This window comes from Streptomyces sp. NPDC050433 (assembly GCF_044458565.1).
Classification (GTDB): domain Bacteria; phylum Actinomycetota; class Actinomycetes; order Streptomycetales; family Streptomycetaceae; genus Streptomyces.
This window is the reverse complement of the sequence record NZ_JBITIB010000008.1, coordinates 247336-261827: the sequence shown is the minus strand read 5'-3', so window position 1 is coordinate 261827 and position 14492 is coordinate 247336. Positions and strand designations below refer to the sequence as shown.

Sequence of the window (14492 nt, the reverse complement as noted above, 5' to 3'; positions counted from 1 at the left end):
GCCTCGTGCAGGGCGTCCGCGCCGGAGCGCTCCGCACGCTCCGGCGGTGCAACGGCCGCCCCGCCGGGCGGCGTGACCGCCTGGTCCAGGGGTTCACCGGTCGCACCACACGTGGCCGGCGCGCCAGACACGGCCGTTCCGTCGCCGCTCCGACCGGGCGCCTCGCGGCCCGTGCGGTGGACCGCCCCGTACCCGTTGCCGTTGCCGTTGCCGTTGCCGTCGACCGGCGCGAGCGCGTCGGCGAGCAGCACCGCCCAGCCGCGCCAGCGGCCGTCCACGCGGTCCCCCACGCCCGCGGTCAGCGAGTCCCCGAGCGCGGCGAACCGCAGCGGCCTCCGTACGGAGGGCTCCACGGGGACAGCCGCCTCGGGCGGCAGCCCGAGGTTCGCGTACACGGTCATCTCGCCTCTCCGTTCGGAGGCCGCACCGGGGCCGCCGCGACGGACCTCACGGCCGACAGACGCGTCACGGCCGACACCGAAGGCACGGCCGGGACCGTCGGCACCGTCACGGATGCCCCCGGAGCCGGGGGCGCCGCGACCGCGCCCTGGGTCACCGCCTCGCCGCCGCTCGGTGCCCCGACGACGGTCCGCTCCGCCGCGAGCGGGTCCTGTCCCGTACCCGGCGCTTCGTGCGCCGCCAGGAAGGCGGCGACCGCGCGGTCCCAGCCGAAGAGTTCGGCCCGCGCCCGCGCCGCGGCGCGCCGGACGCCCTCCGGACGGCCCAGGAGTTCCTGTACGGCGTCGGCGAACGCCCTCGGGGTGTCCGTCGCCGTACCGCCCGCCGCGCCCAGGATCTCCGGGAGAGCCGAGGACGCGCTGGCGACGACGGGAGTGCCGCAGGCCAGTGCCTCGAGCGCGGACAGACCGAAGGTCTCCGCCGGCCCCGGTGCCAGACAGATGTCCGCGGAGGCCTGGAGGTTCGCCAACTCCTCCCGGTCGCCCACATGCCCGAGGAACACCACGGGCAGCCGCCGCTCGCGCGCCCTGCGCGCCAGCACGCCCGCCAGGGGACCGTCCCCGGCGATCACCAGCGTCGCCCGCACGCCGCGGGCGAGGAGCGCGGCAAGGGTGTCGAGCGCGACGGCCGGGCGCTTCTCGACGGACAGCCGCGAGCAGAGCAGCATCAGGACATCGGCCCCCCGCGCGTACTTGGCACGCAGGGCCTCGCGGCGCCGGTCCGGCCGGCAGCGCAACAGGTCGACACCGAGCGGCGCGCGCACCACGTTGCGCGCGCCGATCCGGACGAACTCGCGCTCGGCCCACTCGGTGGTGCAGACGATCCGTGAATACGCCCACGCGCTGCGCCGGTTGAGCCGGTCCGCGGCGCGTTCGGCCGCCACGGCCGGTACGCCCCAGGTGCGCAGCACCCCGTCGGCGGTCTCGTGGGACACCATGACGGACGGGATCCGGTGGCGGCGCGCCCACTCCCCCGTCCACCGCAGGCTGGTGCGGTCGGAGACCTCCAGCCGGTCGGGGGCGAGGGATTCGAGCAGGGTGCGCAGGCTCCGGCGGGCGGTCAGCACCCGGTAGCCGCCGGTGCCGGGCAGCACCGCGCCCGGCAGGGTGATCACCCGTCCCTGCGCCGTGTGTTCGTCGCTCGGGCGGTCACCGGGCACGATCAGGACCGGTTCGTGCCCGGCGGCCAGATAGCCCGCACCGAGCTCCTGGAGGGCCGTCCTGAGGCCTCCCGAGGCCGGGGTGACGAAGTTGGCCAGCCGGACGATCCGTACGCCGCGAGGAGCGGCACCCGCGCCGCTCATGCGACCACGGCCGTGCGCTCGCCGAGTACCTCGGCGTAGTGGTCGAGCAGTTGGTCGCCCACCGCCGCCCACGTGCGGCCCTCGACGATGGCGCGTGCGGTGCGTCCGTAGGAGGCGCGCAGCTCCGGGGCTGCCTGGAGGTCCCGTACGGCTCCGGTGACGGCCCGCACGTCGTGGGGCGGCACCAGCAGCCCGGTGCGTCCGTGGTCGACGAGGTCGAGCGGTCCGCCCGCCGCCGGGGCGATCACCGGGGTGCCGCTGGCCATGGCCTCCTGGACGGTCTGGCAGAACGTCTCGTACGGCCCGGTGTGCGCGAAGACGTCGAACGAGGCGAAGATCCGCGCCAGTTCGTCCCCGGTCCGGCGGCCGAGGAACACGGCGCCGGGGAGCGCGGTGCGCAGGGACGGCTCGCTCGGCCCGTCCCCGACGATCACGACGCGGACGCCGGGCAGCCCGCAGGCGCCGGACAGGAGTTCGACATGCTTCTCGGGCGCCAGCCTGCCGACGTATCCGACGATCAGCTCGCCGTTCGGCGCGAGGCTGCGGCGCAGCGCTTCGTCGCGCAGCTCTGGCCGGAACCTGACGGTGTCCACACCACGTCGCCAGAGCCTGACGCGCGGGACGCGGTGCTCCTCAAGGTCCTTCATGGCGGCGCTGGACGGGGCGAGCGTGCGGTCCGCCGCGCTGTGCACGGCGCGCAGCCGGCGCCACGCCGCCGCCTCGCCCGCGCCCATGTAGGTACGGGCGTAGCCGGCGAGGTCGGTCTGGTAGACGGCGACGGCGGGTATTCCCAGCCGCGTGGCGGCTGCCATGCCGCGTACGCCGAGGACGAACGGCCCGGCCAGGTGCACGAGGTCGGCGCGGTGCGCGGCGAGGGTCGCGGCGACCCGGCGGCTGGGCAGGGCGACGCGTACCTGGGGATAGCCGGGCAGGGGGAGGGAGGGGACGCGCACCACGGGGCACGGTGCGTCGGAGTCGGCCGTGCGGGGAGAGGCCGTGGTGCGGGGGGACGGGGAGAAGGAGGCGGAGGGGGACGGGGAGGGGGCCTCGGCGCCCGCGATCGCGGATGACGACGAGGCCGGTGCGATGACGAGCGGGTCATGGCCGCGGGCGACGAGATGCCGGGCGGTCTGCAGGGCGCAGTGCGCCACGCCGTTCACATCGGGCGGGAAGGATTCGGTGACGATGACGACACGCATACTCGTGTTCTCGCCGCACCGGGGGTGATCCGGCCAACGTGGATCTTTCCGCGTGGAAAACGTCCCGTGAGCATTAATGTTTCGAGGGCCCGAGCGGAACTTCGGCGACCTCACAGCCGTTCGCGCCCCTGACCGCAACCGGCGTGCGCCGGGCGGTTCACCTGGTGGAGACCGTACGGCCATACCCGCCCGGTAGAACCCGCCGGCCGGCCACGAGACCTCCGCGATCAAATCCGGCCCCGCCGTGTCCCCGCCCGGTGCGCACCGGGCGGGGCGCTGTCAGACGGCGGGCGTGTCCGGCCCGATCCGGCTCCGTACGGCGGTCTGCACCTCGGCCTCCTCGGCCGGATCGGCGGCGAGCCGCCGCAGCCGGTCGGCCACCCGCACGTCACCGGTCTCGGCGTGCAGCGCGGCGACCTCTCTGGTGGTCTCCTCGCAGTCCCAGAGGCATTCGACGGCGAATCCCGTGGCATACGAGGGGTCGGTGGCCGCCAGTGCCCTGGCCGTACGGCCGCGCAGGTGCGAGGAGGCGGTCTCCCGGTACACGTGCCGCAGCACGGGTGCGGCACAGCCGATGCCGAGCCGTCCGGTGCCGTCGACGAGGGTCCACAGGCGGGGCGCGTCGGGTCCGTCGGACCGTACGGCCTCCCGGAGTGCGCCGAGCACCAGCTGAGTGTCCTGCGCGCCGCCCCGTGAGGCGAGGACGCCCGCCGCCGAGGCGCCGAGGGCGTCGGGCCGGTGCACCCAGCCGCGTGCCCGGTCGACCGCGGGCTCGCCGCACATCCGCTCGAAGGCGGCGACGGCGGCTTCGGCGAGGCTCTCGGACGGGTCGGTCGCCGCGGCCTCGATCAGGTCGAGCACGGCGGGATCGCGGGCCTCGGCGAGGTAGTGCAGCGCGGCCGAGCGCGCGCCGTCGGGGCCGCTGCGGCCGGCTTCGACGATCGCGGCGCGGTCGTCGGGCCCGGCGACCGCGGTCAGACATCGGGCGGCGGGCACGTGCAGGGTCGTGCCCCGTTCGAGGCCGTCCTGCGCCCATTCGAAGACGGCCTGGACGCTCCAGCCGGGGCGCGGTCCGCTCGGCCGCAGCTGCTGCTGCCATCGGTCGAAGGAGCCCTGCTCCCGTGCCGCCCTGACGCGGCCGGCGACAGCCTGGCGCGGGTCGTCGGCCCAGAGCCGCCAGGGCCGGGGCTCGAAGGCGCTCCGGAGGGCGCCGGCCAGCTCCGCTTCGCCCTCTGCCGTGGTGGGGAATCTGGCCAGGATCGGCGGGGCGAGCGAGCGTAGGCCCGCGTCGTCGTCGCGAAGGGCCAGCTCGTCGAGCGCCCAGGTCCAGTTGGATCCCGACGTGGCGTACCGGCGCAGGAGGCCCAGGGCGTCGTCTCTTCCGTAGGAGGCGAGGTGGCCCAGTACGGCGAGGGCGAGCCCGGTGCGCGACTCCTCGGTGTCGAAGTGGTCCTCGGCACGGAAGAGGTGGTGTTCGAGCGGTTCGAGATCGCCGTGGAGGTCCAGATAGAGACGCGCGTAGTAGAGGGAGCGGTTCTCGACCTGCCAGTCGTGGCGCGGGTCGTTCATCACGCAGTGATTGAGGGCGTTGAGCGCCTCGGCGCGGGGTGCGGCCAGCGCGTGCAGAGTGCCGTCGCCGCGCCCCCTTTGCAGCAGGCCGAGGAGCGTGCCGCTCGGCGCTATGACTGGATCGAACATGGGGAGAGCCTCACATCAAGCTGTCGACGCAACCGGGGAGTGGGATGCCTAGGCTGCCTAGGCCGCGCGACAACATCGCTCGGCCGTCGTCTCCTGCTTGGTGTAGACCATCTTCCTCTGCCTCTCGTCGGTGGCCCCTTCCGGGCCCGACGTCATGATGACCCACCCATTTCGCCACCGCGACCACATTTACGACGCACTCCTTCACCGGGCTCCGAACAGCTCCAGGAGGTCCGTCTTCCCGAACATCCGCGCTGTATCCACGGCGGAGGGTGATCCACTCGTCGGGTCGGCCCCGCCGGTGAGCAGTGCGCGGATCACGGCGTCCTCGCCCTTGAAGACCGCTCCCGCCAGTGGCGTCTGCCCGCGGTCGTTGGCCCGGTCGGCCTCGGCGCCGCGCGAGAGCAGCGCCTCCACCGCGGGCGCGTGTCCGTGGTACGCGGCGAGCATGACGAGGGAGTCACCCCGGTCGTTGGTGAGATTCGCGGGGACACCGGCGTCGAGGTAGGCGGCGAGCGTCTCGGTCTCCCCGCGGCGCGCGAGGTCGAAGACCTTCGTCGCCAGCTCGACGACGTCGCTGTCGGGAGCGCCGCCCTCCGGGACCTCGCTCATCGGTGAACCGCCTCTCGTGCCGCTGACCTGGGACGCACGACTGCGGAGCCGTACGAGTGAATCGACAGGTTACTGCCCAGTGGTCCGCTCCGGGGCGCGGAGGCCGTAGCAAGCGGCGCGCGGGCTTCCACTGTCGGCCGGTGAAGTGAAATTCCCGGAATTTCACTCACTTGCACCTTTTATCACATAGATACTTACTGTGAGCATGGAAGAACTCATGGTGACTGTCCCCCTCAACCAGGAGAACCCCTCATGATCCTGTCCATGTCAGGCGTCGTGCTGCTCGGAATCATCGTCTTCCTCTTCTTCAGGAAGGACGGACTCAAGGCGTCCCACGCGCTCGTCTGCGCGCTCTTCGGTTTCTATCTCGCGGGCACAGCCATCGCCCCGAGCATCACGGCCGGAGGCGCCAGCCTCGCCGGCCTACTGGGCGGGATCAAGTTCTGACCGCCTGCCATCTCTCCAACACATCCAGCACATCCAGCACCTTCCGCACCTTCAGGAGACAGACGTGGCCCGGCGACCACTCCCCCGCATTCTGAGCAGCGGCAGCGCTCGCATCACTCGCAGCCGAGAGATGGCCCGCTCGGCCGCCGACAGCGCCACCGACGTCCTCCATCCGCTGATCACGATCACCCGTGGTCTGCGTCTGCTGGCCGGCACGGGACGGCAGAAATGGGCGGCCACGCCCAAGGACCGGCGTGGTCCCGCGCTGTTCCTGGTCGCGGCCGTCGTCCTGGTCTTCGCGCTCATCCCGTACGGACCGCTCCTCGCCCTCATCTCGGTGATGGCGGTGGCCGGCTGGAAGGGCCGGGACCGTACGCCGGTGCGGACCGGGCCCGACGACGCGGAGTTGCAGCGCCTGCGGTCTCTCTACGAGGCCCTGGTGCCGTACTTCTCCGTGCCGGAGGACCCGAGTCCGCTGTTCGCCCACGGCGGGGAGTGGGACAAGGCCTTCGACGAGTACGAGTTCGACGCCGACGGGCGTCTCACCCGGCTGCGGGTGTCGTATCCGCCGTACTTCACCGACGGTGAGTACCCCTCCCGCGTCCGGATCGAGCATCTGATGCACGCGAAGTCCGGGCGCGGCCGGGAGTACCGCTTCGACTGGGACGAGGAGGGCAACGAGCTGATCATGAGCGTGCTGCCGCCGCTTCCCACCAAAATCGCCGCACAGCGCTTCGTCACCGCCCCCGGCGAGACCGTGCTCGGCTTCACCGACGCCGACGCGGTCCCTCGCACGGTGCCGGTCATGGAGGGCGACGAGACCCGTGACGCCCCTCCGGTGGTCTGGCGTACGGGTGCCCGCTCGACCGAGCCTCATCTGCTCGCCGTCGGGCACCCGGGAAGCGGCACCACGAGTCTGCTCCGTTCTATCGCCCTCCAGGCGCTCGCCCACGGCGACGTGGTGATCGTGGAGGGCAACGGGACCGGGGAGTACGCAAGTCTCGGCGGGCGTACGGGCGTGCTCGCCGTGGAGAGCGGGCTCTCGGGCGCGCTGGCCGGTCTCGAATGGGCCGCCAACGAGACGGAACGGCGGCTGATCGCCGCCAACCGCGCCCGCCAGTCCGGTCACGCCGTCCCCGAGGACACCAAGCGACCGCTCTGGCTGCTGCTGGACCGGCCGAGCGCCTTCGGCCACGTAGCCGCCGCCGACGGACGGCCCGATCCGCAGGAACTGCTCAACGTGCCGCTGCGGCACGGCAGAGCCGCCCATGTGACGGTGGTCGTGGCGGAGCAGTTCGACACCCTGGACGCGCTCAGCGAGACCGTACGGACACACACCCGCGCGCGTGTCGTGCTCGGCGCCGCCGCGCGCGAGGAGTTGGAAGCGGTCCTCGGGGCGCCGCCGCACACCATCCCCACCCCGGACATCCCCACCGGGCGGGGTTACGCGCGGCTCGGCACCGGACCGGTGCTCCGGCTCCAGGTCCCGGCCACGCCCGATCCGTACGACGACGCCACCAGCGACGCGCACCGGCGGGCGGTGCTGGATCTGCTGCCGGACCGGCACACCCCGCGCGGCGGATCGACCGCTGCGGCCACCCGATCGCACGAACCCGGCCGCAAGGCGGACCCGCCGCCCTCCACGCCGCGCGAACCCGCTGAGCCGGGCCCGGAGCCCGGCCCGCCGACCGTGCAGCTGCAACAGCCTCGGCAGAGCACGGCGCCGATGCCCACCGCCGTACCGGCCGAGGGCTGACCCCTCGGGCCGTACGCGCCGGGGCGCCCGTCAGGCGATGAACGTGCGCGGCACGTCCGTGCCGGCGCGCGCGCCGCTCTCCACGAGCCGCGCCGCCGCCGCCAGCCGGACGGCCGCCTCGTCGGCAACCGGCCCGGCCACGGTGAACGGCAGCCGCACGTACCCCTCGAAGGCCCCGTCAACCCCGAAGCGCGGCCCGCCCGGCACCCGTACGCCGACGCGCTCGCCCACCTCCGCGATCCGCGAGCCCGACAGTCCCCCGGTGCGCACCCACAGCGTCAGTCCGCCGCGCGGCACGTCGAACTCCCAGCTCGGCAGCTCCCTGCGCACGGCCGCCACCAGCGCGTCGCGGTTCTCCCTGCTCTGGGTCCGCCGGACGTCGACCGCCTGCTCCCAACCGCCGGTGCCCATCAGCCAGTTGATCGCCAGCTGTTCGAGCACGGGGGTGCCGAGGTCGGCGTATGCACGGGCGGAGACGAGTGAGCGGATGACCTCGGGCGCGGCCCGTACCCACCCGATGCGCATGCCCGCCCAGAACGCCTTGCTGACCGACCCGACCGTGAGGACCGTGCTGCCCGCCGGGTCGAAGGCGCAGACGGGCGGCGGCAGTTCGTCGCCCGGCCCGTCCCCGTCCAGATACAGCTCCGACATCGTCTCGTCCGCGACGAGCACGGTCCCCGCCGAACGCGCCGCCTCGACCAGCTGTCTGCGCTGGTCCTCGGTGGCCAGCGCGCCCGTCGGGTTGTGGAAGTCGGCGACGACGTACGCGAGCCGGGGCGCGGCGTCCCGCAGCACCTGGCGCCAGCGCGGCAGGTCCCAGCCGGCCAGTCCCTCGGCCATGGCGACGGGGACGAGCCGGGCGCCCGCCTCGCGCATCAGCTGGAGGATGTTCGCGTAGCTGGGCGACTCGACGGCGACGCGCTCGCCACGTCCGGCGAAGAGATGGCAGATGGCGTCGATCGCGCCCATCGCACCGGTGGTGACCATGATCTGCTCGGGCATGGTCGGGATACCGCGCGCGGTGTACCGGTCGGCGAGTGTCTGACGCAGCGCGGGCAGCCCCGCCGGGTAGTCGCCGTGGGTGTGCGCGTACGGCGGCAACTCCTCCAGCGCGCCCTGGACGGCGCGGGTGAGCCAGGGCTCGGGCGCCGTCAGGGCGGCGCAGCCGAGGTCGATCATCGAGCCGAGGGAGTCCGGCGGCAGTGGTTCGAGGCCGCGCGCGGGCAGCGGATTCCCGGCCGGTACGGCCGTCCAGCTGCCGGCGCCCCTGCGCGATTCCAGGAATCCCTCGGCGCGCAGGACCTCGTAGGCGGCGGCGACGGTCGTACGGCTGAGGGAGAGCGCGAGGGCCAGCTCGCGTTCGGCGGGGAGGCGGGCGGCGACGGGCACACGGCCTTCGAGGACGAGCAGCCTGACACCGTCGGCGAGAGACCGGTACGCGGGCGGTTTGCGGGTGCCGGGGCCGACGGGCCGCGACTGCTGGGCGTTGAGCTGCCGCGCGAGCTGAGCCGCCCCGACCGCCGACGTCCACTGAGTCATGGAAATCAGTCCACCTTCCACGAATTGGCCATGGTTGGCCTTCAGCACCCCGCCACAGAGTGACACGTACCAGTCCACTCGTTCCACTCCTGAAGGACAGCACCTTGCCCATCGCGCCCACTCTCCGCGGCAAGCGGCTCCCCCGTCGGCTCCTCCAGCTCTACACGGGTCTGACGCTGTACGGCGTGAGCTCGGCCCTGCTGGTCAGGGGTGGCCTCGGGCTGGAGCCGTGGGGTGTCCTGCACCAGGGACTGTCCGAACTCACCGGGCTGACCATGGGCGTCGTCTCGATCATCGTCGGCGCGGTCGTCCTGCTGTTGTGGATCCCGATCCGGCAGCGCCCCGGACTCGGCACCGTCTCGAACGTCTTCGTGGTCGGAATCGCGATGGACGGCGCACTGGCCCTCGTCCCGGACGGCCGCACCCTCGCCGTACAGATCCCGCTGCTGATCGCCGGCATCGTCCTCAACGGCTTGGCGACGGGTCTCTACATCGCCGCCCGTTTCGGCCCCGGCCCCCGCGACGGCCTGATGACGGGCCTGCACCGCCTCACCGGCCGGTCGGTGCGGCTGGTCCGTACCGGGATCGAGGTGGCCGTCGTCGCCACCGGCTTCGTTCTCGGCGGCTCCGTCGGGGTCGGCACGATCGCCTACGCGCTGTCGATAGGACCGCTCGCGCAGCTGTTCCTGCGCGTCTTCGTCGTCCCGCCGACGGCGGACGGCGACCCGGCTGTCGCCGGGGGTTCCCCGGAGCAGGCCATACTTCGGCCGTGACTCCCGTACGCCATCCCTATCTGGACCATCCGTCGCCGATCCCGTTCGCCCACCGTGGTGGCGCGGCCGACGGGATCGAGAACACCGCGGCGGCCTTCCGGCGTGCCGCCGGGCTCGGTTACCGCTACTTCGAGACCGACGTGCACACGACGGCCGACGGCCGGCTCGTGGCGTTCCACGACACGACGCTCGACCGGGTCACCGACCTGAGCGGCCGGATCTCCGAGCTGCCGTGGAGCGAGGTGAGCCGCGCCAGGGTCGGCGGCCGGGAACCGCTCGCGCTGTTCGAGGATCTTCTGGAGGAGTTCCCGGACGCCCGCTGGAACGTCGACATGAAGGCGGGGCCCGCCCTGCGCCCGCTGCTCGATCTGATCGGCCGGACGGACAGCTGGGACCGGGTGTGCGTGGGCTCGTTCTCGGAGGCGCGGGTCGCACGGGCGCACCGGCTGGCGGGTCCCCGGCTGGCCACGTCGTACGGCGTACGCGGGGTGCTGGGCCTGCGGCTGCGCTCGTACGGGGTGCCCGCGCCCGTACGTGAGGGCGCCGTCTGCGCACAGGTCCCGCAGGACCAGAGCGGCGTACGGGTGGTCGACAGACGCTTCGTAAGGACGGCGCACGCCCGTGGCCTCCAGGTGCATGTCTGGACGATCAACGACGCCGATCGGATGCGGTCGCTCCTGGACCTCGGCGTGGATGGCATCATGACCGATCAACTGGAGACGTTGCGCGCGGTGTTCACCGAGCGCGGGGCCTGGCACTGATGGTTACTGATGTCCCCTACGGGGACGAATGAGGGGCGCGGGATGACCGCCGACACCGCGGACCTGACCGACGACGAGACGGGCCGCATACGTGAGCAACGCGGCTGGTACTTCTACGACTTCGCGTGCTCCGTCTACTCGACGAGCGTCGTCACCGTCTTCCTCGGGCCGTATCTGACGACCGTGGCGAAGGCCGCCGCCGACGCCGACGGCTTCGTCCACCCGCTGGGCATCCCGGTGCGGGCCGGTTCGGTCTTCGCGTACTCGGTGTCCGTCTCGATCGTGCTGGCGGTGCTGCTGATGCCGCTGGCCGGCGCGGTGGCCGACCGTACGGGGCGCAAGAAGCCGCTGCTCGGCGTCGCGGCGTACGTCGGCGCGGGGGCCACGGCGGGCATGTTCTTCCTGGACGGCGACCGCTATCTGCTGGGCGTGGTCCTGCTGATCGTGGCGAACGCCTCGCTGTCGGTGTCCATGGCGCTCTACAACGCCTATCTGCCACAGATAGCCACGCCCGAGGAACGCGACGCCGTGTCCTCACGCGGCTGGGCCTTCGGCTACACCTCGGGCGCCTTCGTCCTCGTACTGAACCTGATTCTCTACAGCGGCCACGAGTCGTTCGGCGTCTCGGAGTCGACGGCCGTGCGGATCTGTCTGGCCTCCGCCGGTGTCTGGTGGGGCGCCTTCACGCTGGTGCCGCTCAGCCGGCTGCGCGACCGGCGGGTCGCGAAGGACGGCGGCCACGCGGGCCAGGGCTCCGTCGGCACGGGCTGGCGCCAGCTGATGGCCACCTTGCGCGACATGCGCCGCCACCCCCTCACGCTCTCCTTCCTGCTCGCCTATCTGATCTACAACGACGGCGTGCAGACGGTGATCTCCCAGGCGTCGATCTACGGCTCCGAGGAGCTGGGTCTCGACCAGACGACGCTGATCACGGCCGTGCTGCTGGTCCAGATCCTGGCGGTCGCGGGCGCGCTCGGCATGGGCCGGCTGGCGCGGACCCACGGAGCCAAACGGACGATTCTCGCCTCGCTCGCCGTGTGGACGGTGATCCTCGCGGCCGGGTACTTCCTGCCCGCCGGGGCCCCGGTCTGGTTCTTCGCCCTCGCCGCCGCGATCGGCATGGTGCTCGGCGGCAGTCAGGCGCTGTCCCGTTCGCTGTTCTCGCATCTCGTGCCGCGCGGCAAGGAGGCCGAGTACTTCGCCGCGTACGAGATGAGCGACCGCGGGCTGAGCTGGCTGGGCCCCCTGGTGTTCGGTCTCGCGTATCAGGTCACGGGCAGCTACCGGGACGCGATTCTCTCCCTGGTGGTCTTCTTCGTGATCGGGTTCGCGCTGCTCGCGCGGGTGCCGGTGCGCAGGGCCGTGGCCGAGGCGGGAAACCCCGTGCCGGAGCGGATTTAGACGTTGAAGTGAAAGCGCGGTAGTGTACGCCGTTGGCCTGCCAGCCGGACCGTTACTGCGTGTCACAGAAGCGAAAACAAGCGAGATCGCCGCATGACATCCAGCACTACATGTGACAAACCGGGCACTGGTGGGTACGGAATCCTTGGCAGAAGCAGCGGCACGACGGCGACGCATGACCCGCTACGGGAATCTTTACCGCCGACCGGACGTTGACCGGAAGACGACGACAGCGACACCTGTCCTGTGGGCGACAAGCCCGGGAGGCACGATTCATGAGTGAGCGAGCTCTCCGCGGCACGCGACTTGTGGTTACCAGCTACGAGACGGACCGCGGCATCGATCTGGCCCCGCGCCAGGCGGTGGAGTACGCATGCCAGAACGGCCATCGATTTGAGATGCCGTTTTCGGTAGAGGCGGAAATTCCGCCGGAGTGGGAGTGCAAGGCGTGTGGCGCCCAGGCACTCCTGGTGGACGGGGATGGCCCCGAGGAGAAGAAGGGCAAGCCTGCGCGTACGCACTGGGACATGCTCATGGAGCGGCGCACACGCGAGGAGTTGGAGGAGGTGCTGGCCGAGCGGCTGGCCGTCCTGCGCTCCGGCGCCATGAATATCGCGGTGCATCCGAGGGACAGCCGGAAGTCGGCCTGACCCTGTAGCACCGCCACAACAGCACATGCGAGAAGCCGTGGGCCGCGACACACAGTGTCGCGGCCCACGGCTTCTTCCGGTCCGGTCTCAACGCGTCAGCGGTGGGCGGGGGCCGTCCTCGTCGGAGTCGCGCGGTGGCCGCGGCTCGTCGTGCTTGATGACCTCTCCCTGGACGACCTTGCCGTCGGGCCGCGACATCCTGGCCTGCTGAGCCTGCTGGTAGGCGTCCCCGAGCCCTCCGGTGCCCGCGGCCCGCATACGGCGCTCCAGCGACCGCTCCAGCCGCCGGCTCAACAGCGAACGCACCGGCGGGATCAGCAGGATCAGACCGGCGGCGTCGGAGATCAGCCCCGGCAGCATGATCAGCAGCCCGCCCAGCATCAGGAAGCCGTTGCCGGAGCTGGTGTTGGCGCTCTCGTCGGCGTTCTCGGGGGCGTCCGGGTTCTGCTGCCTGCGCTGGGCCTGCTGAAGGGTCTCGGTGAGATTCCGGAAGGCGCGGCGGCCCGCCCGCTTCACCACCACCGAGCCCAGGATGCCCGCGCCGATCAGCAGCGCCAGCACGGTCAGCGCGTTCGTCGCGTCCGCCACGACGGTCAGCAGCCAGATTTCGAGCACCAGCCAGAGGGCGATGCCCAGGGGAACAATTTTGCGCGCGCGTGAGCGCTGCGGAGCCACGGGAGGCGTTGCGCCGGTCGTCATGATTCCAGTGTGCCTGGCAGCGGCTCGCGTTGTCGTACGGGCGGCCGGATCAGAGCGGCTTGCGGCCGAGCAAGCGGTTGGCCCGTGTCCCGACGCCCCACGCGGTGACCCGCCAGAGCGCTTCCACGAGGATGTCCCGGCTCATCTTGGAGTCGCCCAGCTCGCGGTCGACGAAGGTGATGGGCACCTCCACGACATGGCAGCCGGCCTCGACGGCGCGGCGCGCGAGGTCGACCTGGAAGCAGTAGCCCTGCGAGGCGACCTCCTCCAGGCCGAGACGGTCGAGCGTCTCCGTACGGAAGGCGCGGAAACCGCCGGTGATGTCGCGCAGCGGCAGGCCGAGCAGTGCGCGTGAGTACGTGCTGCCGCCGCGGGAGATCATCTCCCGTGTCCGCGGCCAGTTCACCACCCGGCCGCCGGGAACCCAGCGCGAGCCGAGCACGAGGTCGGCGCCCTTGAGGGCGGTGAGCAGCCGGGGCAGTTCCTCCGGCTGGTGGGAGCCGTCGGCGTCCATCTCGACCAGGACGCCGTAGTCGTGCTCCATGCCCCAGCGGAAACCCGCCAGATAGGCCGCGCCCAGTCCTTCCTTGCCCTTGCGGTGCAGGACGTGGACCTGGTCGTCCTCGGCGGCGAGTTCGTCGGCGATCTTGCCGGTGCCGTCGGGGCTGTTGTCGTCGGCCACGAGGATGTCGGCCTCCGGGACCGCCGCGCGCAGGCGGCTGACGGTCCGTTTGATGTTCTCCGCCTCGTTGAAGGTCGGGATGATCACCAAGGCTGCGCCGAGCGGGCCGTACTGCCTCTGACCACCGTCGTTCACAACTGCCCCTTAATCGCCTTACGCAGAAGTACCACCTTAGCGAGCACCCGAGGGGTCGCCGTCCACACGGGGGCGGTGTCGTACGGCGACGGACGCGAGCGGCCGGAATCCGGCGGAGCGGGGAGGGAGCGGGGCGATCCGGGGGCCACGGGGGCTGCGGATCGGGTCCCGGCGTCCTTCGGGCCGACCAGGGACCCGCCGGCTGCGGGTCGACCGAAAGCCGTTGTCTACTGAACGCCGGGGCCCTACCCGGGTCGCACCCGCCGGCCGGCAGGAACCTTCCCCTGCCCCCGAGGCGCGGGCGCTGAACCTGGCTCCCAGTGGTGGTGCGCCGGTGCGGCACACCACCCCATGATCCAGCGGCGTTCGACGACTGCG

The 14492-nt window shown here is 72.2% G+C and carries 13 protein-coding genes; 6 read left to right on the top strand and 7 right to left on the bottom strand.

Features of this window, described 5'->3' with window-relative positions; all coding sequences use genetic code 11:
• Positions 1-397: 397 nt before the first annotated feature.
• The 4 genes from ACIBLA_RS12975 to ACIBLA_RS12960 form a co-directional block, all read right to left on the bottom strand.
• Positions 398-1762: a glycosyltransferase gene (locus ACIBLA_RS12975; RefSeq protein WP_363246031.1), complete on the bottom strand. Its 1365-nt coding sequence runs from the start codon at positions 1760-1762 to the stop codon at positions 398-400.
• Entirely contained in the window at positions 1759-2961 is a 1203-nt protein-coding gene (locus tag ACIBLA_RS12970) for a glycosyltransferase family 1 protein (protein ID WP_363246030.1), read from the bottom strand. Before ACIBLA_RS12970 ends, ACIBLA_RS12975 begins: the two co-directional genes overlap by 4 nt.
• 279 nt (positions 2962-3240) lie before the next feature.
• The gene (locus tag ACIBLA_RS12965) at positions 3241-4659 is read right to left on the bottom strand and encodes a HEAT repeat domain-containing protein (protein ID WP_363246029.1); all 1419 of its coding nucleotides are present in this window, start codon (positions 4657-4659) and stop codon (positions 3241-3243) included.
• 204 nt (positions 4660-4863) lie between these two features.
• Complete coding sequence (locus ACIBLA_RS12960) at positions 4864-5271, bottom strand: ankyrin repeat domain-containing protein (RefSeq protein WP_363246028.1); 408 nt, start codon at positions 5269-5271, stop codon at positions 4864-4866.
• 252 nt (positions 5272-5523) lie between these two features.
• Here ACIBLA_RS12960 and ACIBLA_RS12955 point away from each other — a divergent pair, with 252 nt between their 5' ends.
• Positions 5524-5718: a hypothetical protein gene (locus tag ACIBLA_RS12955; protein WP_189109156.1), complete on the top strand. Its 195-nt coding sequence runs from the start codon at positions 5524-5526 to the stop codon at positions 5716-5718.
• A 64-nt stretch (positions 5719-5782) separates the two neighbouring features.
• Positions 5783-7474 (top strand): hypothetical protein, encoded by a 1692-nt coding sequence (locus ACIBLA_RS12950; RefSeq protein WP_363246027.1) that lies wholly within the window; start codon positions 5783-5785, stop codon positions 7472-7474.
• 30 nt (positions 7475-7504) lie between these two features.
• On the opposite strand, the gene ACIBLA_RS12945 is transcribed toward ACIBLA_RS12950, so the two are convergent.
• Positions 7505-9013: a PLP-dependent aminotransferase family protein gene (locus tag ACIBLA_RS12945; protein ID WP_363246026.1), complete on the bottom strand. Its 1509-nt coding sequence runs from the start codon at positions 9011-9013 to the stop codon at positions 7505-7507.
• A gap of 104 nt (positions 9014-9117) precedes the next feature.
• On the opposite strand from ACIBLA_RS12945, the gene ACIBLA_RS12940 reads away from it, so the two are divergent.
• The 4 genes from ACIBLA_RS12940 to ACIBLA_RS12925 all read left to right on the top strand — a co-directional run bounded on the left by ACIBLA_RS12940 (position 9118) and on the right by ACIBLA_RS12925 (position 12598).
• Positions 9118-9786, top strand: coding sequence for a hypothetical protein (locus tag ACIBLA_RS12940; RefSeq protein WP_363246025.1), 669 nt, complete (start codon positions 9118-9120; stop codon positions 9784-9786).
• Positions 9783-10547, top strand: coding sequence for a glycerophosphodiester phosphodiesterase (locus tag ACIBLA_RS12935; RefSeq protein WP_399198550.1), 765 nt, complete (start codon positions 9783-9785; stop codon positions 10545-10547). The genes ACIBLA_RS12940 and ACIBLA_RS12935 overlap by 4 nt, the downstream gene beginning before the upstream one ends.
• A gap of 42 nt (positions 10548-10589) precedes the next feature.
• Positions 10590-11948 (top strand): MFS transporter, encoded by a 1359-nt coding sequence (locus ACIBLA_RS12930; RefSeq protein ID WP_363246023.1) that lies wholly within the window; start codon positions 10590-10592, stop codon positions 11946-11948.
• Positions 11949-12223: 275 nt separating this feature from the next.
• The gene (locus ACIBLA_RS12925) at positions 12224-12598 is read left to right on the top strand and encodes an RNA polymerase-binding protein RbpA (RefSeq protein ID WP_003959706.1); all 375 of its coding nucleotides are present in this window, start codon (positions 12224-12226) and stop codon (positions 12596-12598) included.
• An 87-nt stretch (positions 12599-12685) separates the two neighbouring features.
• On the opposite strand, the gene fxsA is transcribed toward ACIBLA_RS12925, so the two are convergent.
• Together fxsA and ACIBLA_RS12915 are read right to left on the bottom strand one after the other, a co-directional pair.
• Positions 12686-13297, bottom strand: a complete 612-nt coding sequence (gene fxsA, locus ACIBLA_RS12920; protein WP_363244687.1) for an FxsA family membrane protein — start codon at positions 13295-13297, stop codon at positions 12686-12688.
• A 49-nt stretch (positions 13298-13346) separates the two neighbouring features.
• A complete protein-coding gene (locus ACIBLA_RS12915) occupies positions 13347-14114 on the bottom strand; it encodes a polyprenol monophosphomannose synthase (RefSeq protein ID WP_363244688.1) in 768 nt (255 codons plus the stop codon).
• Between the last annotated feature and the right edge of the window lie 378 nt (positions 14115-14492).

Excerpts from the sequence above, each read along its gene's own strand:
- ACIBLA_RS12965 (WP_363246029.1), bottom strand. The coding sequence starts at position 4,659 with ATGTTCGATCCAGTCATAGCGCCGAGCGGCACGCTCCTCGGCCTGCTG.
- ACIBLA_RS12925 (WP_003959706.1), top strand. The coding sequence starts at position 12,224 with ATGAGTGAGCGAGCTCTCCGCGGCACGCGACTTGTGGTTACCAGCTAC.
- fxsA (WP_363244687.1), bottom strand. The coding sequence starts at position 13,297 with ATGACGACCGGCGCAACGCCTCCCGTGGCTCCGCAGCGCTCACGCGCG.
- ACIBLA_RS12955 (WP_189109156.1), top strand. The coding sequence starts at position 5,524 with ATGATCCTGTCCATGTCAGGCGTCGTGCTGCTCGGAATCATCGTCTTC.
- ACIBLA_RS12970 (WP_363246030.1), bottom strand. The coding sequence starts at position 2,961 with ATGCGTGTCGTCATCGTCACCGAATCCTTCCCGCCCGATGTGAACGGC.
- ACIBLA_RS12930 (WP_363246023.1), top strand. The coding sequence starts at position 10,590 with ATGACCGCCGACACCGCGGACCTGACCGACGACGAGACGGGCCGCATA.
- ACIBLA_RS12945 (WP_363246026.1), bottom strand. The coding sequence starts at position 9,013 with ATGACTCAGTGGACGTCGGCGGTCGGGGCGGCTCAGCTCGCGCGGCAG.
- ACIBLA_RS12960 (WP_363246028.1), bottom strand. The coding sequence starts at position 5,271 with ATGAGCGAGGTCCCGGAGGGCGGCGCTCCCGACAGCGACGTCGTCGAG.
- ACIBLA_RS12975 (WP_363246031.1), bottom strand. The coding sequence starts at position 1,762 with ATGAGCGGCGCGGGTGCCGCTCCTCGCGGCGTACGGATCGTCCGGCTG.